Source organism: Janthinobacterium sp. SUN073, from assembly GCF_030397665.1.
Taxonomy (GTDB): Bacteria; Pseudomonadota; Gammaproteobacteria; order Burkholderiales; family Burkholderiaceae_D; genus Janthinobacterium.
The window spans coordinates 1,294,945-1,319,229 of the sequence record NZ_JAPUBT010000001.1 but is presented as its reverse complement, the minus strand read 5'-3'; the positions used below and the strand labels follow the sequence as shown (position 1 = coordinate 1,319,229).

General features: G+C 64.1%; 16 protein-coding genes. 10 read left to right on the top strand and 6 right to left on the bottom strand.

The genetic code is table 11. From position 1 onward, the window contains the following. From O0882_RS05955 to O0882_RS05925, 7 genes are all read left to right on the top strand, one after another. Positions 1 to 1,125 carry an ABC transporter permease gene (locus tag O0882_RS05955; protein WP_099762101.1) on the top strand — a complete coding sequence of 375 codons (1,125 nt, stop codon included), beginning with the start codon at positions 1 to 3 and terminating at the stop codon, positions 1,123 to 1,125. Between the two features lie 48 nt (positions 1,126 to 1,173). Continuing rightward, positions 1,174 to 3,450, top strand: a complete 2,277-nt coding sequence (locus O0882_RS05950; RefSeq protein ID WP_289946096.1) for a DUF3141 domain-containing protein — start codon at positions 1,174 to 1,176, stop codon at positions 3,448 to 3,450. 9 nt (positions 3,451 to 3,459) lie between these two features. Next, positions 3,460 to 4,875: a bifunctional enoyl-CoA hydratase/phosphate acetyltransferase gene (locus O0882_RS05945; protein ID WP_289946095.1), complete on the top strand. Its 1,416-nt coding sequence runs from the start codon at positions 3,460 to 3,462 to the stop codon at positions 4,873 to 4,875. Further along, the gene (locus O0882_RS05940) at positions 4,872 to 6,089 is read left to right on the top strand and encodes an acetate/propionate family kinase (protein WP_289946092.1); all 1,218 of its coding nucleotides are present in this window, start codon (positions 4,872 to 4,874) and stop codon (positions 6,087 to 6,089) included. The genes O0882_RS05945 and O0882_RS05940 overlap by 4 nt, the downstream gene beginning before the upstream one ends. 215 nt (positions 6,090 to 6,304) lie before the next feature. Continuing rightward, a complete protein-coding gene (locus O0882_RS05935; protein WP_289946091.1) occupies positions 6,305 to 6,781 on the top strand; it encodes a hypothetical protein in 477 nt (158 codons plus the stop codon). Between the two features lie 165 nt (positions 6,782 to 6,946). After that, positions 6,947 to 9,277 (top strand): M43 family zinc metalloprotease, encoded by a 2,331-nt coding sequence (locus O0882_RS05930; protein WP_289946087.1) that lies wholly within the window; start codon positions 6,947 to 6,949, stop codon positions 9,275 to 9,277. A 26-nt stretch (positions 9,278 to 9,303) separates the two neighbouring features. Beyond that, on the top strand, positions 9,304 to 9,651 hold the full coding sequence (locus O0882_RS05925; RefSeq protein ID WP_289946085.1) for a hypothetical protein: 348 nt from the start codon (positions 9,304 to 9,306) through the stop codon (positions 9,649 to 9,651). Here O0882_RS05925 and O0882_RS05920 read toward each other — a convergent pair. From O0882_RS05920 to O0882_RS05895, 6 genes are all read right to left on the bottom strand, one after another. Beyond that, positions 9,648 to 9,836: a helix-turn-helix transcriptional regulator gene (locus O0882_RS05920; protein ID WP_289946083.1), complete on the bottom strand. Its 189-nt coding sequence runs from the start codon at positions 9,834 to 9,836 to the stop codon at positions 9,648 to 9,650. The genes O0882_RS05925 and O0882_RS05920 overlap by 4 nt on opposite strands. A 189-nt stretch (positions 9,837 to 10,025) precedes the next feature. Further along, positions 10,026 to 12,380, bottom strand: coding sequence for a DNA topoisomerase IV subunit A (gene parC / locus O0882_RS05915; protein WP_289946081.1), 2,355 nt, complete (start codon positions 12,378 to 12,380; stop codon positions 10,026 to 10,028). A gap of 47 nt (positions 12,381 to 12,427) precedes the next feature. After that, on the bottom strand, positions 12,428 to 14,338 hold the full coding sequence (locus O0882_RS05910; protein ID WP_289946080.1) for a hypothetical protein: 1,911 nt from the start codon (positions 14,336 to 14,338) through the stop codon (positions 12,428 to 12,430). 75 nt (positions 14,339 to 14,413) lie between these two features. Beyond that, positions 14,414 to 16,132, bottom strand: a complete 1,719-nt coding sequence (locus O0882_RS05905) for a hypothetical protein (protein WP_289946079.1) — start codon at positions 16,130 to 16,132, stop codon at positions 14,414 to 14,416. Further along, positions 16,129 to 17,838, bottom strand: a complete 1,710-nt coding sequence (locus tag O0882_RS05900; protein ID WP_289946078.1) for a molecular chaperone HscC — start codon at positions 17,836 to 17,838, stop codon at positions 16,129 to 16,131. Before O0882_RS05900 ends, O0882_RS05905 begins: the two co-directional genes overlap by 4 nt. Next, complete coding sequence (locus tag O0882_RS05895) at positions 17,838 to 19,835, bottom strand: DNA topoisomerase IV subunit B (RefSeq protein ID WP_289946077.1); 1,998 nt, start codon at positions 19,833 to 19,835, stop codon at positions 17,838 to 17,840. The genes O0882_RS05900 and O0882_RS05895 overlap by 1 nt, the downstream gene beginning before the upstream one ends. 463 nt (positions 19,836 to 20,298) lie before the next feature. Here O0882_RS05895 and kdpF point away from each other — a divergent pair, with 463 nt between their 5' ends. Genes kdpF through kdpB form a run of 3 tightly spaced genes read left to right on the top strand, consistent with a single transcriptional unit; the run spans position 20,299 to position 24,279 of the window. After that, entirely contained in the window at positions 20,299 to 20,388 is a 90-nt protein-coding gene (kdpF, locus tag O0882_RS05890; RefSeq protein ID WP_034746483.1) for a K(+)-transporting ATPase subunit F, read from the top strand. Next, positions 20,388 to 22,196, top strand: a complete 1,809-nt coding sequence (kdpA, locus tag O0882_RS05885) for a potassium-transporting ATPase subunit KdpA (protein WP_289946075.1) — start codon at positions 20,388 to 20,390, stop codon at positions 22,194 to 22,196. The genes kdpF and kdpA overlap by 1 nt, the downstream gene beginning before the upstream one ends. Before the next feature lie 4 nt (positions 22,197 to 22,200). Next, positions 22,201 to 24,279 (top strand): potassium-transporting ATPase subunit KdpB, encoded by a 2,079-nt coding sequence (gene kdpB, locus O0882_RS05880; RefSeq protein ID WP_289946074.1) that lies wholly within the window; start codon positions 22,201 to 22,203, stop codon positions 24,277 to 24,279. Positions 24,280 to 24,285 lie beyond the last annotated feature (6 nt).

The following is a 24,285-nucleotide window of genomic DNA, read 5'->3' as shown; positions in this document are numbered from 1 at the left end:
ATGCGGCATCTTGAAAACATCTACCGCCTGGGCGTGAAGGAAATCTGGAGCCTGATCCGCGATCCGATGATGCTGATCCTGATCCTCTACACCTTCACTTTGGCGATCTACGTGGCCGCCACGGCCAAGCCGGAAACCCTGCACATGGCCTCGATCGCCATCGTCGACGAGGATGGCTCGCCGCTGTCCGGGCGCATCGCCTCGGCCTTCTTTGCGCCGCAGTTCACGCCGCCGGCCATGATCAACCAGAGCCAGGTCGATGCGGGCCTGGACGCGGGGCAGTACACCTTCGTCCTGACGATCCCGCCCAAGCTGCAGGCGGACGTGCTCGGCGGGCGCCAGGCGGAGCTGCAGCTGAACGTGGACGCCACGCGCATGAGCCAGGCCTTCAGCGGCAGCGGCTACATCCAGCAGATCGTCGCCGGTGAAATCTCCGAATTCGCCAAGCGCTATCGCGGCGCGACGGTCTCGCCGGTGGAGCTGGTGATGCGTGCGCGCTTCAATCCTTCGCTGAGCCAGGCGTGGTTTGGCTCGCTGATGGAACTCATCAACCAGGTGACGATGCTGTCGATCATTTTGACGGGTGCGGCGCTGATCCGCGAGCGCGAACACGGCACCATCGAGCACTTGCTGGTGATGCCCGTGACGCCGGCCGAGATCATGCTGGGCAAGGTCTGGTCGATGGGACTGGTGGTGCTGCTGGCCGCCGCCCTGTCGCTGAACCTGGTGGTGCGCGGCATGCTGCATGTGCCCATCGAAGGCTCGATCGCGCTGTTCCTGTGCGGCGCGGCCCTGCACCTGTTTGCCACCACCTCGATGGGTATTTTCCTGGCCACCGTGGCGCGCAGCATGCCGCAGTTCGGCATGCTGTTGATCCTCGTGCTGCTGCCGCTGCAGATGCTCTCGGGCGGCAGCACGCCGCGCGAAAGCATGCCCGAACTGGTGCAGAACATCATGCTTATCGCCCCGACCACGCATTTCGTCGAACTGAGCCAGGCGATCCTGTACCGGGGCGCCGGCATCGACGTGGTGTGGAAACCGTTCCTGGCCCTGCTGGCCATCGGCACGGCCTTGTTTACCTTCGCGCTGGCGCGCTTTCGCAAGACCATCAGCCAGATGGCGTAGCCCCCGTGCCGGAATGTTCCGGCATTTGTTTGCATGAAAAGGATAGCCATGAAGATCGAAACTGCTCCATTTTTCTCCACCGGCGGCTTGCCGTCGCTGGGCGTGCTGGGCGACTATGCGCGCGACTCGTGGCAGCGCATCGTGCTGTACGCGGACGTGATGCGCCGGCGCGGCAACCAGTACCAGGAGCATCTGGCCGAGGAAGTACCGAACGTACTGGACTTCCCCGCCGAACTGGTGATGTCCGGCCTGGAGCTGGCGCGTCCCGTCAACTACGGCCTGGCGCGCATATTGACGCCCGATGCCCCGGAGCCGGATCAAGCCAAGCGGCCATTCGTCGTCGTCGACCCGCGCGCCGGCCACGGTCCCGGCATCGGTGGCTTCAAGGCCGAGAGCGAAATCGGCGTGGCCCTGCGCGCCGGCCATCCTTGCTACTTCATCGGCTTCCTGCCCGATCCCGTGCCGGGACAGACGGTGGAAGACGTGATGCACGCCGAGGCGGCCTTCCTGGAAAAAGTCATCGCCCTGCATCCGCTCAGCGAGGGCAAGCCTGTCGTCATCGGCAATTGCCAGGCGGGCTGGCAAATCCTCATGACGGCGGCCATGCGCCCGGAGCTGTTCGGCCCCATCATCGTGGCCGGCGCGCCCGTGTCGTACTGGGCCGGCTGGCATGGCCGCAATCCGATGCGCTATGCGGGTGGCCTGATGGGCGGCAGCTGGGCCACGGCCCTGGCGGGCGACCTGGGCAAGGGCCGTTTCGACGGCGCCAGCCTGGTGCAGAATTTCGAGAAGCTGAACCCGGCCAACACCCTGTGGAGCAAGCAGTACAACCTGTACGCGAACATCGATACGGAAGCGCCCCGTTATCTGGAATTTGAAAAATACTGGGGTGGCCACGTGTTCCTCAACGACGTCGAGATGCAGTACATCGTCGACAATCTGTTCATCGGCAACCGCCTGGCCACGGCGGAGTTGATCACCTCCGACGGCGTGCGCCTGGACTTGCGCAATATCCGTTCGCCCATCGTCGTATTTTGCTCGAACGGCGACAACATCACGCCGCCACCGCAGGCGCTGGGCTGGATCACGGACCTGTACCGCGACGACAACGATGTGCTGCTGCACGACCAGACCATCGTCTACGCCGTACATGACAGCATCGGCCACCTGGGCATTTTCGTCTCGTCCAAGGTAGGACACAAGGAACACCAGAAATTCGCCAGCAATATCGACCTGATCAACCTGCTTCCGGCCGGCATTTACGAAGCGCGGATCGTCGACAAGACGCCCGATACGCCGAACGCGGACCTGGCCAGCGGCGACTACGTGCTGCAGGTCGAACACCGCGGCATCGACGACGTGCGCGCCATCGTGCAGCCAAGCGTGGAAAATGACCGCAAGTTCGCCGCCGCCGCGCGCGTCTCCGAAGTGAACCTGGCTTTGTACCGCACGTTTGCGCAGCCGTGGGTGCGCGCCATGGTCACGCCGCAGTCGGCGCGCTTCCTGCAGCTCACGCATCCGCTGCGCGTCTCGTACGAGCGCTGGACGGACCATAATCCGCTGGCCAAGCTGGTGGCGAAGGAGGCGGAAAAAGTGCGTGCCCATCGCCAGCCGGTGGCGCCGGACAACCCGCTGCTGGCCATGCAGGAGGCCATCTCCGGCGCCATCACGGCCGGCTTGAACAGCTGGCGCGACTGGCGCGATACGGTGCAGGAAACGACCTTCGACCTGGTGTACGGTTCACCCCTGGTGCAGGCGCTGACGGGACAAGCCCTCGGCGATACCACGTCGCCGCGCCCGCATCCCGGTATCTCGCCCGAGCATTGCGAATACGTGCGTTGCGAAACGCGCAAGATGGACGAGGACATGCAGCATGGGGGCCTGGTGGAAGCGGCCGTGCGCGCGCTGTTCTACATCTACCGCTTCCGCATGATCGCCGACGAGCGCCGCGTCAACCTGGCCCTCAAATTGGTCAAGCCGCAGTACACGCAGGGTTTCAGCATGGAAGAATTCCGCGGCACCGTGCGCCAGCAGGCGCGTTTGATGCTGCATGATTTCGATGCCGCCATCGCCGCCTTGCCCACCTTGCTGTCGCGTGCCGAACCGGATGCCATCGGCGCGCTGGGCGAATGGCTGCAGCAAGTGCTGCAAGTACCCGAAGCGCCGACGCCGGACGAGGAAGCGAGCCTGCAGCAAATGCTGGAGGTCTTCGACCGTGCGATCCAGGCGCACGCGAAGGCGCTGCCACCGGCCGCGCATGCATCTCAAACTGCGTCCCAGCCTGCTATCCAGGCCAAACCTGCCAAAAACACTACCTCTGCCTAGAAGACCATGATGACTACCACCCAAGACGATGATTTGCATATCGTGCGTAACCGCACCTTCGACCAGATCGCCATCGGCGACACCGCCAGCATCACGCGCACCCTGAGCATGGACGATATCGCCCTGTTCGCGGTGATGTCGGGCGATGACAACCCGCAGCACCTGGATGCCGAATTTGCCGCCTCCAGCCGCTACCAGGGCGTCATCGCGCACGGCATGTGGGGCGCGGCCCTCATTTCGGCCGTGCTGGGCACGCGCCTGCCCGGCGCCGGCACCGTCTACACGGGCCAGACCCTGCGTTTCCTGCAGCCAGTGCGCGTCGGCGATACGCTGGCCATCAGCGTCACCGTCACCGCGCGCGAGCCGCGCAACCGCCACGTGACCCTGGCCTGCCGCTGCGTCAACCAGCATGGCACCGTGGTGCTCGACGGCGAAGCGCAGGTGATCGCGCCCGCCGAACAGATTGAAAGAGTGCGCGCCACCTTGCCCGAAGTGCGCCTGCATAACGGCGACGGCACGCGGCGCCTGCTGGAACACGCGCGCACGCTGGGCCCGATCCGGGTAGCCGTGATCCACCCGTGCGATGAACTGAGTCTGTCGGGCGCGCTCGACGCGCATGCGGCCGGCCTGATCACGCCCGTGCTGGTGGCGCCGCGCGCGCGCCTGGAAGCGGTGGCGCTTGAGGCGGGCCTGAGCCTGGCAGGCATCGCCATCGAGGATGTCGAGCATAGCCATGCCGCCGCCGCGCGCGGCGCCGAGCTGGCAGGCAAGGGCGAAGTCGAGGCGCTGATGAAGGGCAGTCTGCACACGGATGAACTGATGTCGGCCGTGCTGGCCGCCAGCGCCGGCCTGCGCACCAAGCGCCGCATCAGCCACTGCTTCCTGATGCAGACGCCCGCCTATCCGCGTCCTTTCATCATCACGGATGCGGCCATCAATATCGCGCCGAACCTGGCCATGAAGGCCGACATCGTGCGCAACGCCATCGACCTGGCGCACGTGATCGGCGTGGCCTGCCCGCGCGTGGCCATCCTGGCCGCCGTGGAAACGGTGAACGCGGACATGCCGGCCACCTTGGACGCGGCCGCCCTGTGCAAGATGGCCGACCGCGGGCAAATCACCGGCGCGATCCTCGATGGCCCGCTGGCCTTCGACAACGCCGTGTCGATCGCCGCCGCCACCGTCAAGGGCATCGTTTCCGAGGTGGCGGGCCGCGCGGACATCTTGCTGGTGCCCGACCTGGAAAGCGGCAACATGCTGGCCAAGCAGCTCGAATACATGGGCGACGCGGACAGCGCCGGCATCGTGCTGGGCGCAAAAATCCCCGTCATCCTCACCAGCCGCGCCGATTCGCGCGCCAGCCGCATCGCATCGTGCGCCATCGCCGTGATGCTGGCCAATCATTACCGGAGCACGCCACCATGAACACGCACATCACCCATGCCGATGGCGCTCTGATCCTGGTGCTCAATTGCGGCTCGTCGAGCATCAAGTTCGCCCTATTCGAGCAAGCCGGCGGCGTGCTGCCGCAGCAGGCGCAATGGGGCGGCAAGGTCGAAGGCATCGGCCGCGAAAATGCCACTTACCGCGCCGGCGGCCTGCCGGCAATCGCCTTGCAGCTCGATGCGGAGCAGCCGCATCACGCGGCCCTCGAATACATCCGCGCGCAAGTCGTGGCGCAGCTGGCCGGGCGCCCGCTGCGCGCCGTGGCGCATCGCGTGGTGCATGGCGGCAGCAAGTATTTCGCTCCCGTGCGCATCGATTTCAAGGTGCTGGCGGACCTGAAAAGTTTTGTGCCACTGGCACCCCTGCACCAGCCATTTGCCTTGGAAGCGATCGAGGTGCTGCTCGAATCGCGGCCCGATATCGCCCAGGTGGCGTGCTTCGACACGGCCTTCCACCACACGGTGCCGCAGGTCGAACAGATGCTGGCCCTGCCTTACGATGCGTGGGAGCGAGGCTTGCGCCGCTACGGTTTCCATGGCCTGTCGTACGAATACCAGTCGCTGGTGCTGGAGCAGCGCTTTGGTGCTGTCGCGCGCGGCAAGGTCATCGTCGCCCACCTGGGTAGCGGCGCCAGCCTGTGCGCCATGGAGAATTTGCACAGCGTGGCCACCACCATGGGCTTTTCCGCGCTCGATGGCCTGATGATGGGCACGCGCTGCGGTTCGCTCGATCCGGGCGCCGTGATCTATCTGATGGAAATCGAAAAACTGTCGCTGGAAAAAGTGGCGCATGTGCTGTACCACGAGTCGGGCTTGCTGGGCGTGTCGGGCGTGTCGGCCGATCCGCCGGTGCTGCTGGCGCAGCAGGACCGGCAGGATGCCACGGGCGAGCGCATCCGCGCCGCGCTGGCCCTGTATATCCGCCGCATCGTGCGTGAAATCGGTGCCCTGACGGCCGTGCTGGGTGGGCTGGACATGCTGGTATTTACGGCCGGTATCGGCGAGCACAGTGCCGAGCTGCGCCAGCGCATCTGCGCCGAACTCGGTTTCATCGGCCCCGTGCTCGATGCGCAGGCCAATGCGCGCAACGCCAGCCGCATTTCCACCGATGCCAGCCGCATCGTGGTGGGCGTGGAGCCAGCCAACGAGGAGTGGGTAGCTGCCCGCCATGCGGCGCTGGCCGTAGGCGCATGAGGATCTGAAGCGTCAGGCCGCGCTCAATGGGAAATTTGCCGAATTGCACATATTTTCCGTTGAGTGCGATAGCGCACAGTGTGGTTTGCCAGTTATCTTTACTATGAAGTCATGCCATTGCGCTACCTCCAGAAACAGCGCGATGCCTGGCAAATTTGGAACATTTTGCCCGCCTTTAGTAAGAATAAAATTAAACCATATTGAAAGGTCTCATCATGAACAAATTACTCGCCGCCCTGATCGCCACCCTGTTTGCTACCGGAGCCTTCGCTCAAACCGCGCCGGCTACGGAAGCTGTCGTGAAAGCCCAGGCTTCCGCGCAAAAAGACGTCAACAAGGCTGCCGCTTCGGAAGCCAAAGTGGATGCCAAGGCTGACGCCAACGTCGCCAAGGCTGAAATGAAGGCCGACGACAAGAAAGCCGACGCCCATCACAAGGCCAACAAAACCAAGGCCAAGGCCCACGACAAAGTCGTCAGCGCCGATGCGGAAGACAAGCTGAAAGCGGAAGCCAAGGCGGATAAAACCGATGCCAAGGCCGATGCGAAAGCCACCAAGACGGCCGTGAAAGCGGATGCCAAGGTCGCCAAGGAAAAAGTGGAAGCGAACGCCGACAAAGCCCTCGCCGCCACCAAGACGGCAGAAGCCAAGGCCAAGGCCGACGCTGAAGTCAAGGCTGCCGCCGCCAAGTAATTCCCCGTTTGCGGGCCACGGCCTGCAAGCCCCAAAGACAGCTTCGGCTGTCTTTTTTTTCGTCTGCCATTTTTCTTAGCCACCGCTTGCCAGTCTTGATCTGGCGCAAATGCTCCTCTTTTCGGCGTGCCATAGTGAACTGGCAAACAGACGAAGGGAGACACCATGAGCACCGCTAAAACGAAAAAATCACCGGCCACCGGTTCAGCGGAAGGCGCGCCAGCCATGTCCGCCATGCAGGCGATGCCGGTCGAAGGCGACATGCAGGCCGGCGCCGATGCGGCTGGCGGCGACGCCATGCCAGGGCAGCGCCTGGGCGTGTCGTATGCCGACCAGACGGCGCTCACCCAGGGCGTGGCCGCCGCGGATGCTGGCGACATGCCGGGCGGCGGCATGCAGCAGGCATCGCAGAGCATGGCAGGTGCCAGTTGCATGCACGCGGGCGATGGCGGCGGCATGGGTGGCGACCGCGATGGCGATGGCGGAGGGGGCGGCATGGGCGGCGACGCCGGTGGACAGGGCGGAGGCACGCCGCAAACGCGCACCTGCGCCACGATGGACGTGCATCGCCGCCTGCTGAGCGAAGATCCCTCCTATGCGAACGTGCGCGCCGATATCGAAAATCTGGCCGGACTCTACGAAGGAGACAGCGGCATCGCCGGCCGTTCCGGCGTGACGCAGATACCGGTGGTGGTGCACGTGGTATGGAATACGGCCGCGCAGAATATTTCGGATGCGCAGATCGCCAGCCAGATCGACGTGCTGAACCGCGATTTCCGGCGCGTCAATCCGGATGTGAACAGCACGCCGGCACCGTTCCTGCCGCTGACGTCCGATGCGCGCGTGGAGTTTGCGCTGGCCACGATCGATCCGCATGGCGCGGCTACCAGCGGCATCGAGCGGCGCCAGACGACGGTGGCCTCGTTTGGCGCCGACGATGCCGTCAAGTCGCAGGCGACGGGCGGCATGGACGCCTGGCCGGCCGACAGTTACCTGAATATCTGGGCGTGCCAGCTGGGCGGTGGCTTGCTGGGCTACGCGCAGTTTCCCGGCGGTCCGGCCGCCACCGACGGCGTGGTGATCCTGCAATCGGCCTTCGGCACGAGCGGCACGGCGGCGCCACCGTTCCACCTGGGACGCACGGCCACGCATGAAATCGGCCACTGGCTGAACCTGAACCATATCTGGGGCGACGACGGCACGGGGTGCTCGGGCACGGACAATGTAGCCGACACGCCGAATCAGGGCGGGCCGAACACGGGCCAGCCTTCGTTCCCGCATGTTTCCTGCAGCAACGGGCCGAATGGCGACATGTTCATGAACTACATGGATTATGTCGACGATCCCGCCATGTTCATGTTCACGGCGGGCCAGGTGGCGCGCATGCAGGCCTGCCTCGATGGTCCGCGCGCCAGCATCGGCACGGGGACGGGCGGTACGGGCGCCACGCCGCGCCAGAGTTCCTCGCCCGTCGTGGCCTGGGGGGCGAATCGCCTCGACGTCTTCGTGCTGGGCACGGACCGCGCGCTGTATCACAAGGCCTGGAATGGCTCGGCCTGGGCGCCATCCGTCACCGGCTACGAAGGCCAGGGTGGCATTTGTACCAGTGCGCCACAGGTGGTGTCGTGGGCGCCGAACCGGCTCGACGTGTTCGTCACGGGCACCGACAGCGGCCTGTTTCACAAATGGTGGAACGGCACGGCGTGGGGGCCGTCCTTGACCGGTTATGAAGCGATGGGCGGCTTGTGCGTGGGCGACCCGCGCGCCGTGGCCTGGGGGCCGAACCGCCTCGACGTGTTTGTCGTCGGCACGGACCGCGGCCTGTATCACAAGTGGTGGAATGGCGCCGCCTGGGGACCATCGTTGACGGGTTACGAAGCCATGGGCGGCATCTGCCTGGGCCAACCGGAAGCGGTGGCCTGGGGACCGAACCGCCTGGACGTGTTCGTCATCGGTTCCGACCATGCGCTGTACCACAAGTGGTGGAACGGCACGGCCTGGGGGCCGTCGCTGACGGGCTATGAGCGCCTGGGGGGCATCTGCACTTCGTCGCCGAAGGCGGTGGCGTGGGGGCCGAACCGGCTTGACGTGTTTGTCACGGGCACCGATGGCGCGCTGTACCATAAATGGTGGGATGGCGCGAAATGGGGGCCGTCCATCGATGGCTTCGAACGTCTGGGCGGTATCTGCGTGGGCGAGGTGGAAGCCGTGTCGTGGGCGGCCAACCGGCTCGACCTGTTCGTCATCGGCACCGATAGCGCCCTGTATCACAAGGCCTGGAACGGCACCGCCTGGTCGCCATCCCTGACGGGATTTGAAAGCCTGGGCGGCGTGTGTACCTCGCGCCCGCGCGCCACGGCCTGGGCGGCCAACCGCCTCGACGTGTTTGTCACGGGCACGAATGGCGCCCTGTTCCACAAGGCGTGGAACGGTACGGCCTGGTCGCCTTCGGTGAGCGGCTATGAAAGCCTGGGCGGCGTGGTATCGTGCTTCTGACGTCAAAGTGATCAACGGGAGGCGGCATGCACGGCATGACGATGGCATTGCCCAGCGGTAGCTGGACGCATTCCTTCGAAGAGGATGCGGACGGTATCGAGGTGTACCGGCCCACGGCCACGTTCGCCTTTCCTCCCAGCCGCAAGGGGCGCAAGGTGCTGGAGTTTGGCGCTGGAACAGGGAGCATGGAAGGAGGAGAGGCGACGTCGACATCCATGGCGCCCAGCCCCGACGACCGTCCCCGCGCCGGCCCCGTTACCCGGCTGGTGCCCCTGGGCATGGGCCGCTATGCGTTCGGTGATGCCAGCGGGGCACAGGACGTGATCGATATCGTCGAAGCGACGCCCGACGTGTTGCGCCTGGCGCGGCGTTAAGGCTTGCCGCGCAGTTTGCAGGCGAGCGCCGTGCGGTTGCCCACGCCGAGTTTCTGGTAAATCGCATGTAGCTGATTGCGCACGGTGGCCGGCGACTTGCCCAGTTCCCTGGCGATGCTTTTATACGGCAAGCCTTCGGCCGCCATGGCCGCTACCAGCCGCTCGGCCGGGGTCAGGCGCTGCATGGCAGCCTGCCTGAAACCTTGTTTGTCATCCTTGTTCTCCTGTCTGCGGGCGGCATGCCGGTGGCATGCCTGCAGGGATAACGGAAACGGGGGACGTATTTGCAAAATTATTTTTGCCTGCCGCCCCTACGCGGAGATGGGCGAAAAAAAAGACAGGCGAACCTGTCTTTTCGTATGGCCGGGTGGCGATCAGCCGATGGCCGCCATCGAGACCGGTTTCAGCTTGGCCGCCAGCGCCTTGCCCTTCTTCGCGCGCTTGCCGAAATGCTCGGCCAGGGCGGTGGCACCGAGCGACGCATCCTGCGGCTTCGAAGCCCGGCCGATGCCCGAGACCACCACGCCGCGCTGGGTGATCGGCTGCACGGCCAGCAGCTTGTCCTTGGCATCGAGGTCGATCAGCTTGACGCCGGTGCCGCCCTTGGACAGGGTTTTCATTTCATCGAGGCCGAACACCAGCAGGCGCGCGCCTTCCGTCAGGCAGGCCAGGGCGCTGGCCACCTCGGGGATGACTTTCGGTGCCAGAGGCACGTCGCCATCGTCCAGGGTGATGAAAGCCTTGCCGCCTTTCAGGCGGCTGCTCATGTCGCCCGCCTTGGCGATGAAGCCGTAGCCGGCGCTCGACGCCAGCAGCAAATTGGTGGCGCCATTGCCCGCAAAGTAGTGCAGGATGCGCACGGCGTTGCCGGGCGTGCCGCCGCTCAGGTCGCACAAGGTCGTGATCGGCACGCCGTCGCCGCGCGCGTTGGGCAGCGCCGAGACGGGAACCGAGTAAATCTTGCCGTTGTTGCCAAAGCCCAGCAGGGTGTCGACCGTGCGGCATTCGAAGGCGCCATGCAGGGTGTCGCCCGCCTTGAAGGTGAACTGCGCCGCATCGTGGCCGATGCCGGTGCGTGCGCGCACCCAGCCTTTTTCCGAAATGATGACGGTGACCGGCTCATCGACCACCTTCTGTTCGGCCACGGCTTTTTGCGCTTCCTCGATCAGGGTGCGGCGCGCGTCGCCGAACTGCTTGGCGTCCGCTTCGATTTCGCGGATGATGGCGCGCTTCATCGAGCCCGGGTTATCGAGCAGGTCTTGCAGCGACTTTTCTTCCTTGCGCAGCTCGGCCAGCTCCTGCTGGATCTTGATCGTTTCCAGGCGCGCCAGCTGACGCAAGCGGATTTCCAGGATATCGTCGGCCTGGCGCTCGGACAGCTTGAATGCTTCGATCAGGGCCGTTTTCGGTTCATCCGAATTGCGGATGATCTGGATCACCTTGTCGATATTGAGCAGGATCGCTTCGCGCCCTTCCAGAATATGGATGCGGTCCTTGACCTTGCCCAGTTTGTAGCTGGTGCGGCGCGTGACGGTCTCGAAGCGGAAATCGATCCACTCGCGCAGGATATCGCCCAGCCCTTTCTGGCGCGGGCGGCCATCGCCGCCTATCATCACCAGGTTGATCGAGGTCGACGATTCCAGCGAGGTGTGCGCCAGCAGCATCAGCATGAATTCCGTCTGGTCCTGGTTCTTCGACTTCGGCTCGAACACCAGGCGCACGGGCGCGGCGCGGCCCGATTCGTCGCGGATGGTGTCGAGCGAATTGAGGATCAGCGCCTTCAGGGCCACCTGGTCCGGCGACAGCGCCTTCTTGCCCAGCTTGATCTTCGGATTCGTCAGTTCCTCGATTTCTTCCAGCACCTTTTGCGACGAGGTACCCGGCGGCAGTTCCGTCACGACGGCTTGCCATTGGCCGCGCGCCAGCTCTTCGATCTTCCAGCGCGCGCGCACCTTCATGCTGCCACGCCCGCTTGCGTACATGTCCTGGATCTGCGAGGGCGGCGTGATGATCTGGCCGCCGCCGGGGAAGTCCGGGCCGGGAATGATGGCCATCAGTTCGGCGTGCGTCATCTTCGGATCGCGGATCATGGCGACAGCCGCTTTTGCCACTTCCGCCAGGTTGTGCGACGGGATTTCCGTCGCCAGGCCCACGGCGATGCCGGAGGCGCCGTTCAGCAGCACCATCGGCAGGCGCGCCGGCAGCAGCTTCGGTTCTTCCGTCGAACCGTCGTAGTTGGGTTGGAAATCCACCGTGCCCATGCCGATTTCATCCATCAGCAGCTTGGCGATCGGCGTCAGACGCGCTTCCGTGTAACGCATGGCCGCGGCGCCGTCGCCATCGCGCGAGCCGAAGTTGCCCTGGCCATCGATCAGTGGGTAGCGCAGCGAGAAATCCTGTGCCATGCGCACCAGTGCGTCGTACACGGACTGGTCGCCGTGCGGATGCAATTTACCGAGCACGTCGCCGACCACGGCCGCCGATTTGCGCGGCTTCGCCGTGGAATTCAAGCCCAGCTCATTCATCGCATACAGGATGCGGCGCTGCACGGGTTTCTGGCCATCGCACACGTCGGGCAGGGCGCGGCCCTTGACGACGGAGATGGCGTAATCGAGATAGGCGCGCTCGGCGAAGGTAGAGAGGGTCAGCGCTTCGCCGTCGAATACCGGTTCATCCGGCTCGATCGGCTCAGGCTGGGCATCGTCAAATAAATTGGTTTGTGTGGACATGGCGCTTGTTTCGGTGTTAGTGGTTGCGGTTGAATTCGTGGGGCTGATTATGACAGCCCTGGTCGGGATAAGGCGGCGCCGTAGCGCAGATAGATGCAGCGTAGGGTGAAGTACAGCACAATCAGGGCCAGCTCGACGCCGTTATGCATCATCGACATGGAGCGCACGGGCGCGGCCTGGCTGGCCAGCAAAAAGCTGCCAAGGGAGGGCACCAGCACCAGCGGCCAGACCGTCCTCCAGCGCAAATCGCTGGGCGAAATCAGCAGACCTGCGCATGACCAGGCATACAGCGCGGCACCGAGCGGCACGGCTGGCAGCAGCTGCAGATACAGGGGCAGCAGCAGGCCGGCGCAGCCGATCAGCCATGCCACGCGCAGACGCGGCAAACGCGCCACGGGCAAGCCGCATTCCTCATACAGGCCCGCGGCGCTGCGCAAGGCAAGCAGTAACAGGCAAAACATCATGGGCATGCCATTGGCGATGACGAGTGCCGCAGAGCCTGTGCCGTTCATGAACATGGCAGCGACCAGCGCCAGGCCCAGGGCAGCGGCGAGCAGCACGCCGTTGAGCAGTTGGCGGTTCATGGCATATGCCAGCAGCGCCGAGGCGCACAAGCCCACCGAGGTGGCGATGCGCAGCGCCTCGCTGCGCTCGGGCAGGAACAGCAATAGCGCCAGCAGCACAAAGGGCACGATCCAGGCGAGCTGCAGCAGTCCGTGACGCTGCCGCAGCACGGGCAGGCGCTCCTGCAGCCATTCCTGCAGCGCGTGCAGCCGCGCGAACAGGGGCGCGGGCCAGCGCAGCGCGTGCATGGCCAGCAGGGCAAAGGCCAGCGCCTGGCAGCCCAGCAGGCTGGCATACGCGCCCATGTCACCGAGGCTGATGCCGGCGACTTTGAACAGGCTGGACAGGATGAGGTGCAGCACGAAGCCCAGGCCCGCCGATGCGAAGGCCGTCTGCTTGAAATAGCGGCGCGAAAAAACCGCCTGCTCCCATTGTTCGAACAGATCGGTGTCGAGTTTATAGGCCAGCATTTCGCTATGCTGCCAGCGTATCGTTTGCAGCAGCTCGCGCAGCTGCAGGTTGAATTTTTTGTCGAACAGCTGGCGTGCATAGGCCGACGGTGCCTGCTGCGACATGATGCAGTCCAGGCCCGGGTAGTTGTCGCGGTTGTCGCTGAAATGGGCGAACGAGCGGTCGGCCCGGTAGCGCTGTACGGCGCTGCGCACCAGATCCGCATGGCTGCGCGCCAGGTAGGAAAAATCGCGGTCCCAGCCCAACTGCTCGAACAGGGCCTGGCGCAGCGACAGGTCATAGCCGGCGCCGGCGCAGTAGCGCAGCGCGCACAGGTCGAACTCCTCGCGCACGTCGAGGTTCAGCAATTCTTCACGCTCGAGGAAGCCGGGCAGCAGAGCGGCCCCGTCGCGGCGCCGGGACTGCGCCAGGAGTGCCTGCCACAGGCTGGCGCCTTCCTGGACGGGATCGATGGCGACCACGCCCCATAATTCCGGTGGCGGCGTGCGTTCCTGCGCTGGTTCGTCGGGGACGCCCCACAGCTCCGCAGGCGCTTCCTGCGCCGTGTGTGTCTCCTGCGCCGCGTCGGCGATGACGCCCCACAGTTCGGCTGCCGGCTCTTGCACAGGTACTGGCTCTGGCTCCGGTACCGCCAGGCCGGCGTCTGACTTCAAGCGGGAAACGAGCGCCGGAGGCGGATCCGCAGGACCCGGCTCCGCCAGTTCAGTCGCTGGTGTGGCGTGCATCTCCGCCAGCTCCGCGGCAAAGCGCGGTGCATGGCGCAGCGCATACTCATAGGCGTCGCGCAGTTCCTGGAAGGCGGCCGGGTCGTCTTCCGGCCGTGTCACTTTCAGGCGTTTCGCGTAGGCGCGCTTGATGGCGCGCTCGTCGCCCGTCGGCGCCGTGCCGAGGATTTCCCACAGGCTGCGTTCAGCACCATGCATGCCGCCGTCCATCAGACGTCGCTCCCGTTCCGGGACAGGTCGGGTGAAGTGGCTTGCTTGGGCATGGGGGCGCGTTCAGGCATGGACGTTTTCTTGCTGGTTTTCATAGAACAGATTGGCCAGGATTAGCATGGCGATGAGTGGCAGCAGGGCTTCCGGCAGTATCAGGCGGGCATCGGGCAAATTGGCAAAAAAGGAGGTACTCGATACCAGCGTGATCTTCACCAGCAGCAGGGCTGGCCATACCAGGTGGCGGGAAATATTGGGCATCGTGAATGTGTACAGCGGCACACCGGCCAGGCACCACAGCCAGGCCAGCACCGGGGCCAGGCCGGCCGGCAGCACGCCCGCCGCCGCGACAAAAAACAGCAAGGTGCCACCCACCAGCCAGGTGATGCGCAAGCGGTGGTGCCACGCCTTTGGCAAGCCCAGGGCCTGATACAGTTGCGCGCCGCTGCGCGCCAGCAGTATCAGCAGGCACAGGCTGAAAGCAAAACAGGCGCCGGCAGGAAAGGCGTCGAAGGCGGTTTCCCGCATCATCCAGGCCAGCAGCGAGGCAATCGGCAGCAAGAGCAGATAGGCGCGCAGCTTGAAGTGCGCCGAGGAAGCAAATACGGCCACTAGCGCGCAGACGGCAAGCAGGAGCGTGGCGCCGGAGACCAGCATCGGCGATGGATGGTTGATAAACAGCAGCAGCGACAGCCCGGCATAGGCATACACCCAGCCGAATTGCCACAGGTGCCGATGCCGGTACTGCAGATAGACGCCGAAGTGCTGCTGCCTGAACTGCGCCATCCGCTCAATCAGCGCGGCAGGGCGGTAAAAGGCGTATGCGGCGTAGGCCGAGAAGGATAGCAGCTGTGACAGCACGAAGAAAATCGCATAAAAGAAGTCGATGCCGAAGAAACCCCAGCGCTCATGCATGAACAGCGCGAGCCCGTAGATGGCGAGGCCGGTCACTGCGGAACGTATGGCGGTACCGCCGAAGTATTTTTTGGCGCGCGCCTTGCGCTCCCACCAGGCGATCGACGCGGGATCGATCTTGTAGGCCAGCAGGTCGCCATGATGCGCGCGTATGCCCTCGATGAGTGCCAGCAGGGTCCGCGTCAATCGCACATCGTGCAGACAGAATGCGGATGCCGGCGGTGCGGCCATCAGCAGATCGAGGCATGCGTTGTACTCTCCGCTGCTGCGCAAATAAGCCAGCGAAGCCGTCGCATTGTGGTGCCCGACCAGGCCGCGTGCAGCTTCCGCATCCATTTTGCGCAATTGCGGCAGCCGCTGGTCCCACTGGTAGTGCTCGATGAAGTGGCCACGGGTGGCGTCATGACACGCGGCCGTGGCGCAGTAGCGCAGGGCCAGGAGTTCAAATTCCTCGCGTACGGCGAGGTGGGTCATCGCTTCGCGCTTTTCCAGCGTCGACAGCTTGATGCCGTTGCCGGAGGCCAGCCATTCCCGCCACAGGATCTGTGCTTCTTTCCGGGGATCGGCTGTCATGGCAGGCGATGCCGCTGGCGGCGTTTTGCCAAAGTCGATCTTGCCAGCTGCCAGCGGGGCTGGCGCGGGCGCTGTGGCCGGGGTGGCGGATGCTTCAGGCGCCTGCTGTTCCTGGCTGTGCGCGGCAATGCGCAGCGCATACTCATAGGCATCGCGCAGGCGCTGGAAGGCGGCCGCACCATCTTCAGGACGGTTCAGCTTTAACTGGCGCGCATAGGCGCGCTTGATGTCCCGTTCATCGCGCGTCTCGGCGATGCCCAGGACTTGCCAGATATCCAGCGTCTCGCTACCCGTCACAGGAAACTGTCACTTTCTATTTCCTTGAGCACCTCCGCAAACGCCGTACGCGCTTGCCGGATGGTGGACGGGTCCTGCGTCTCCAGCGCGGCCTGGAAATTGGCCGTGTGCGCAGCCAGGTACTGGCGCACGTCGCCCAGCGACTGTTCATACAGGCGGTCGGCGCGCGTGACCAGGGTGCGGTTTTCCATCTGCTCGCGCGGGTGTATCTTCAGGTCGGCCAGTTCCGCAAAGCGCTGCTCGATCTGCTCCGGCGTCATCACGCCAGCATTGTCGCTGATGACCATCTTGTGGCGTTCTTGCGTGGCCAGCACCGTTACTTCCGCTTCCAGCACGCCGCTGACGTCGTAGGTGAAGCGCACGTCGATGCCGATCTCGCCGGCCTTTTTCGCGGGGATCGGGAAGCTGATCTTGCCGAGGAAGACGTTGTCGGCCACCAGGCGCGACTCGCCCTGGAAGATCGCCACGTTGATTTCCTTCTGATTGTCGTAGATGGTGGTGATGTTTTCCGTGCGCGAGACGGGCACCACGGAGTTGCGCTCGATGATGGGCAGGTAATGTCCGCCTTCATACTGGTTCGCGCCGACCTGGCGCGAAATCGAAATGCCCAGCGAATACGGTGCCACATCCGTCATGACCACTTCTTCGAGGGCCGCGTCGCGCATCTTCAGGCCCGCCTGCACGGCGGCGCCCAGCGCCACCGCTTCGTCCGGGTCCAGGTGGATGGCGGGGAAGCGGCCGAACATGCGCGAGACGAGTTTGCGCACCAGCGGCATGCGCGTGGCGCCGCCTGCCAGCACCACTTCATTCAATTCGGCGGCGCGGATGGTGGCGTCGCGCAGCGCCCGTTCCACGGGCAGGCGCAAGCGTGCCAGCAGCGGTTCGCACAGCTGCGCCAGTTTGTCTTCGCTGATCTCCCAGCTGTATTCCTTGTCCTGGTAGCGCGTGGCCATGCGCACGGACGGCTGCTCCGACAGCAGACGCTTGACGCGTTCGGCTTCATCGCGCAGCAGCTGCTGCTGGCGCGGATCGAACAAACGGCTGCCGGCCGCGTCGCGCAAGCCGCTGCCTTGCAGGAAGGCGTCGACCAGCACCGTGACGAAGTCCTCGCCCCCCAGAAAATTGTCGCCGGCCGAGGCGCGCACTTCCATCACGCCTTCGAACAGCTCCAGGATCGACACGTCAAACGTGCCGCCGCCCAGGTCGAAGACGAGGAATTTGCTTTCCTGTTCCTTGTCGCGGATGCCGTAGGCCAGCGCGGCGGCCGTCGGCTCGTTCAGCAGTCGCTCCACGCGCAGGCCCGCCAGCTGGCCGGCGATGCGCGTGGCCTTGCGCTGCGCATCGCTGAAATACGCGGGCACGGTGATGATGGCTTCCTCGACCTTGTGGCCCAAAAAGGCTTCGGCATCTTCCTTCAGCGCGCGCAGCACCATCGAAGACAGCTCTTCCGGACGGAATTGCTGCGTGCCGAGGGTGATCTTCTTTTCGCTGCCCATGTAGCGCTTGAAAACGGCCGCCGTCAGTTGCGGGTGTGTCTGCAGGCGCTCGCGCGCGGCGCGGCCCACCAGCACGGTGCCGTCGTCATCGATGCTGACGCACGACGGCGTCAGGTGCTCGCCCAGTGCGTTCGGGATGATGGCAGCCTTGCCGTCGCGCCAGATGGCGACCAGGCTGTTGGTGGTGCCCAAGTCGATACCGATGATCATCAGATATCCGCCTCCGCCTCATTGCCGTGCTCCTCGATCCAGGCGCGGCGTCCTGCCGCTTCGCCCTTGCCCATCAACATATTGAAGCGCGCGGAGGAAGTCATGTGGTCGATTTCGCCCAGAGTCACGGGCAGCAAACGGCGCGTGTCCGGGTTCATCGTGGTTTCCCACAGCTGCTCGGCGTTCATCTCGCCCAGGCCCTTGAAGCGCGAGATCGACCAGGCGCCCTGTTTCACGCCTTCCTTGCGCAGCTTGTCCTCGATGGCGACCAGTTCGCCGTCGTCGAGCGCATAGATCTTCTGCATCGGCTTCTTGCCGCGCGCCGGCGCGTCCACGCGGTACAGGGGCGGGCGGGCGATGCAGATGTGGCCCTTGTTGATCAGGGCCGGGAAGTGCTTGAAGAACAAGGTCAGCAGCAGTACCTGGATGTGCGAGCCGTCCACGTCCGCATCCGAGAGGATGCAGATCTTGCCGTAGCGCAGGCCGGACAGGTCGGGTGTATCGCCCACGCTGTGCGGATCGACGCCGATGGCCACCGCAATGTCGTGGATCTCGTTATTCGCGAACAGGCGGTCGCGGTCCGTTTCCCACGAATTCAGGACCTTGCCGCGCAGGGGCAAGATCGCCTGGAATTCCTTGTCGCGGCCCATCTTGGCCGAACCGCCCGCCGAGTCGCCCTCGACGAGGAACAGTTCATTGCGCGTGATGTCCGACGATTCGCAGTCGGTCAGCTTGCCCGGCAGGACGGCCACGCCCGAGGATTTTTTCTTTTCCACTTTTTGCAGCGAGCGCTGACGCGACTGCGCCTGCTTGATCACCAGGTCGGCCAGCTTCTTGCCGTAGTCGACGTGCTGGTTCAGCCATAGTTCCAGCGGCGGCTTGGTGAAGGTCGAGACCAGGCGCACGGCGTCGCGCGAATTCAGACGCTCCTTGATCTGGCCCTGGAATTGCGGGTCCAGCACCTTGGCCGACAGCACGAACGAGGCGCGCGCAAACACGTCTTCCGGCAGCAATTTGACGCCTTTCGGCAGCAGCGAGTGCATTTCGACGAAGTTTTTCACGGCGCCAAACAGGCCGTCGCGCAAGCCCGATTCGTGCGTGCCGCCATTCGAGGTGGGAATCAGGTTGACATACGATTCGCGCACGATGGCGCCTTCTTCCGTCCACGCCACCACCCAGGCCGCGCCTTCGCCTTCGGCAAAGCCTTCCGAGTCCGGGCCCGCGTATTGCGCGCCTTCGAACAGGGGAATCAGGGTTTCGCCATTCGATACCTGCGCCAGCGATTCGGTCAGGTAGCCGCGCAAGCCTTCCGCGTACTGCCAGGTTTGCGTATCGCCCGTCTTGGCGTTGGTCAGCGTGACGGTCACGCCCGGCAGCAGCACGGCTTTCGAGCGCAGCAGGCGCTGCAGCTCGGTTTGCGAGATATTCGGCGAATCAAAATACTTCGCGTCGGGCCAGGCGGTGACGCGCGTGCCCGACTTCTTGCCGTCGCGCGGGGCGGGGCGGGAACTCAGGGGCTCGATCACGTCGCCATTCGCAAACACCATGTGATGCAAGCCGTTGCCATCGCTTTCCTTGCGCCAGACGGTGATTTCCAGGCGTGTCGACAGCGCATTGGTGACGGACACGCCGACGCCGTGCAAGCCGCCCGAGAACGCGTAGGCGCCGCCCGAACCCTTGTCGAACTTGCCGCCTGCGTGCAGCCGTGTAAACACGATTTCCACCGTCGGCACGCCTTCTTCAGGGTGGATGCCGACGGGAATGCCGCGGCCATTGTCTTCGACGGTGATGCTGCCATCCGTATTTTGCGTGACGGCGATATGCGTGCAATGACCGCCCAGCGCCTCGTCGGAGGCATTGTCGATCACTTCCTGAATGATGTGCAGCGGATTTTCAGTGCGGGTGTACATCCCCGGGCGCTGCTTGACGGGTTCCAGTCCTTTCAGGACACGGATGGATGATTCGCTGTAGTCGGATGCTGGTTTTTTAGTGGCCATACGTGTTCAAGCTAAGTAAAGACAGTGGTTGGAACGCCAGGCCATGGCACTGCGGGGCGCAGTGACAACGGCGGCGATAACTGTATGAATATACAGTATATCCCGTCCAGCGTCACTGGGGGAGGGCAGTGCGGCAGGCTTGGCGTCCTTGTGCGGACGCTCGCGCATTCTATCTTGTCCAGCGAGCAATAGCGCTACTCCAGGGCAACAACAGTGCGCCGCGCGCGTGGTTTGGCGCCCATTGTGGACAATTTTATGCGGTAAAGCCGCCGTTTTTACATCTTGTTTACAAGCACCTCCCCAGTCTTTACGAATTTTTTAGACCCTTTTGGCTAATCTGCTCACTATCAAAACAAACCTGAATGAGGGTGGGAATGGATATCGTGTATCTCGGCTTGATTGCCGTTTTTTTCGTCGTGGCGGCCGGCTTTGCCGTCGCCTGCGACAAATTAGGGAGCGTCAAATGAACGCGTTTTATGTGCTGGGCGCCGTGGTCTCGGCTGGCCTGCTCGTGTACCTGCTGGTGGCGCTGTTGAAGGCGGAGGAACTGTGATGACGACGCAATCGATAATGCTGCTGGTGGCCTTCCTGGCCGTACTGCTGGCCGCCGGCTATCCGCTGGGCCTGTACATGGCCAGGGTGGCCGGCGACGGCCCCGTGCGCGGCCTGGGCTGGCTGCAAAAATTTGAAAACCTGCTGTACCGCTGGTCCGGTCTGCCCGCCGACAAGGCCATGGGCTGGAAAAGCTACGCCATCGCCCTGATCGTGTTTAACACGGTGGGCGCCGTCTTCGTGTACGGCCTGCAGCGCCTGCAGGGCTTCTTGCCCCTCAATCCACAGGGCCTGGGCGCCGTCAGCCCCGATTCCTCGTTCAATACCACCGTCAGCTTCGTCGCCAATACCAACTGGCAGGGCTATGGCGGCGAGCAGACCATGAGCTACCTGACCCAGATGCTGGGCATGGCATGCCAAAATTTCTTTTCGGCGGCCACCGGCATCGCCGTGATCTTCGCGCTGGTGCGCGGTTTCGCCTCGCGCTCGGGTAAATCGATCGGCAACTTCTGGGTCGACCTGGTGCGCTCCACGCTGTACATCCTGTTGCCGCTGTCGCTGGCCCTGTCGGTCGTCTTCATGGGCGAAGGCATGATCCAGAATTTTTCCGCCTACAAGGAAGTGACCCTGCTCGACCACGTGGCGTATGAAACGCCGAAAGTGACGGCCGACGGTCAGCCCGTTCTGGATACGGCCGGCAAGCCCGTGATGGAAGCGCAAGTGGCAACCACGCAGACGATCGCCATGGGCCCCGTCGCTTCGCAGGAATCGATCAAGCTGCTGGGCACGAATGGCGGCGGTTTCTTCAATGCCAATTCCTCGCATCCGTACGAAAACCCGACCGTGCTGTCGAACTTCCTGCAGATGCTGGCTATTTTCATCATTCCCGCCGGCCTGTGCTTCACGTTCGGCCGCATGGTGGGCGACCTGCGCCAGGGCTGGGCCGTGCTGGCCGCGATGACCCTGATCTTCGTCGTCATGACGGTCGGTGTGATGAGCGCCGAGCAGCAAGCCAATCCCGCCTTGCAAGCCTTGGGCGTGGACCAGCAGGCCAGCAGCCTGCAATCGGGCGGCAATATGGAAGGCAAGGAAACGCGCTTCGGCATCAGCTCCTCGACCCTGTTCGCGGCGGTGACGACGGGGGCATCCTGCGGTGCAGTCAATTCCATGCACGACTCCTACATGCCCCTGGGCGGCATGGTGCCGCTGCTGCTGATGCAATTCGGCGAAGTGATTTTCGGCGGCGTGGGCACGGGCCTGTACGGCATGCTGATGTTTGCCATCCTGGCTGTCTTCATCGCCGGCCTGATGATAGGCCGCACGCCTGAATACCTGGGCAAGAAAATCCAGGCCTATGAAATGAAGATGGTGTCGCTGGCCATCCTGGTCACGCCAGCCCTGGTATTGACGGGTACGGCGATCGCCGTAATGGTCGAACCGGGCAAGATCGGCGTGGCCAATCCGGGCGCGCACGGTTTCTCGGAGATCCTGTACGCCTTCACGTCGGCGGCCAACAACAACGGCAGCGCGTTTGCCGGTCTGTCCGCCAACACGCCGTTCTACAACGTGATGCTGGCGATCGCCATGTGGTTCGGCCGTTTCGGCGTGATCGTACCCGTGCTGGCGGTGGCAGGTTCGCTGGCGGCCAAGCAGCGCCTGTCGGCCAATGCCGGCACCATGCCCACGCATGGCCCCATGTTCATCGGCTTGCTGATCGGCGTGGTGGTGCTGGTCGGCGTGCTCAATTACGTTCCCGCGCTGGCCCTGGGCCCGATCGTCGAACACCTGCAACTTTTCACACGAGGCTAATAAAATGTCACGCACAAGCCTGACCTTGTTCGATTCCGCATTGATTGGCCCCGCCATCGTCGATGCGTTCAAAAAACTTGACCCCCGCACGCAGTGGCGCAGCCCCGTGATGTTCGTCGTCTATGTCGGCAGCATCATCACGACCCTGCTGGCCATCCAGGCCCTGAACGGCCAGGGTGAAGCGCCGTTCGGCTTCATCATCGCCGTCGCCGTGTGGCTGTGGTTTACCGTGCTGTTTGCGAACTTTGCCGAAGCGCTGGCCGAAGGCCGCAGCAAGGCCCAGGCGGCCTCGCTGCGCGCCCTGAAGCAGACGGTGATGGCAAAGAAAATGCAAACGCCGAAGTACGGCACCTCCTGGCTGCCCACGCCAGCCACCGACCTGCGCAAGGGCATGACGGTGCTGGTCGAGGCGGGTGACGTGATTCCCGCCGACGGCGAAGTGACGGCCGGCGTGGCCTCCGTCGACGAGAGCGCCATCACGGGCGAATCGGCGCCCGTGATCCGCGAATCGGGCGGCGACTTTTCGGCCGTCACGGGCGGCACCCGCGTGCTGTCGGACTGGCTGCTGGTGCGCGTTTCCGTCAACCCGGGCGAAGCGTTTATCGACCGCATGATCGCCATGGTCGAAGGCGCCAAGCGCCAGAAGACGCCGAACGAGATCGCCCTGACGATCCTGCTCGTGGCGCTGTCGATCGTGTTCCTGATCGTCACCGTGACCTTGCTGCCGTATTCGCTGTTTTCCGTGGCGGCGGCCGGCAGCGGCACGCCGGTCACCATCACCGTGCTGATCGCGCTGCTCGTGTGTTTGATTCCGACCACCATTGGCGGCCTGCTGTCCGCCATCGGCGTGGCCGGCATGAGCCGCATGATGCAAGCCAATGTGATCGCCACCTCGGGCCGCGCCGTGGAAGCGGCGGGCGACGTGGACGTGCTGTTGCTCGACAAAACGGGCACCATCACCCTGGGCAACCGTCAGGCCTCGACCTTTGTGCCGGCGCCTGGCGTGACGGAGCAGCAGCTGGCCGACGCGGCGCAACTGGCCTCGCTGGCCGATGAAACGCCGGAAGGTCGCAGCATCGTCGTGCTGGCCAAGCAGAAGTTCAACATCCGTGAACGCGAGATGGCCAGCCTGCACGCCACCTTCGTGCCCTTCACGGCGCAAACGCGCATGAGCGGCGTGGATATTCCGGGCGATCAGCTGGTGCGCCAGTTGCGCAAGGGCGCGGCCGATTCCATGAAAAAATATGTGGAAGCGCTGGGCCAGCCGTATCCGGTCGAGGTGTCGCGCGCCGTCGACGATATTGCGCGCCGTGGCAGCACGCCGCTGGTGGTGGTCGACGACGGCCGCGTCATGGGTGTCGTGGAACTGAAGGATATCGTCAAGGGCGGCATCAAGGAGCGTTTTGCGGAACTGCGCCGCATGGGCATCAAGACCGTCATGATCACGGGCGACAACAAGCTGACGGCTGCGGCCATCGCCGCCGAGGCGGGCGTGGACGATTTTCTTGCCGAAGCGACGCCGGAAGACAAGCTCAAGCTGATTCGCAGCTACCAGTCCGAAGGCCGCCTGGTGGCGATGACGGGCGACGGCACCAACGACGCACCGGCGCTGGCGCAGGCCGACGTGGCCGTGGCCATGAATTCGGGTACGCAGGCGGCGAAAGAGGCTGGCAATATGGTCGACCTGGATTCGAATCCGACCAAGCTGCTGGAAATCGTTGAAATCGGCAAGCAGATGCTGATGACGCGCGGTTCGCTGACGACGTTCTCGATTTCGAACGACATCGCCAAGTACTTCGCCATCATCCCGGCGGCGTTCGTGGGCACCTATCCGCAGTTGAAGGCGCTCGACATCATGCACTTGTCCAGCCCCGCGTCGGCCATCATGTCGGCCGTGATCTTCAATGCCTTGATCATCGTCGTGCTGATTCCGCTGGCGCTGAAAGGCGTGCAATACCGGGCCATCGGCGCGGCCAGCCTGTTGCGCCGCAATCTGCTGATCTACGGCCTGGGCGGCATCATCCTGCCCTTCATCGGGATCAAGCTGATCGACATGCTGCTGTCCGCACTCAATTTAGTCTAAAGGAAC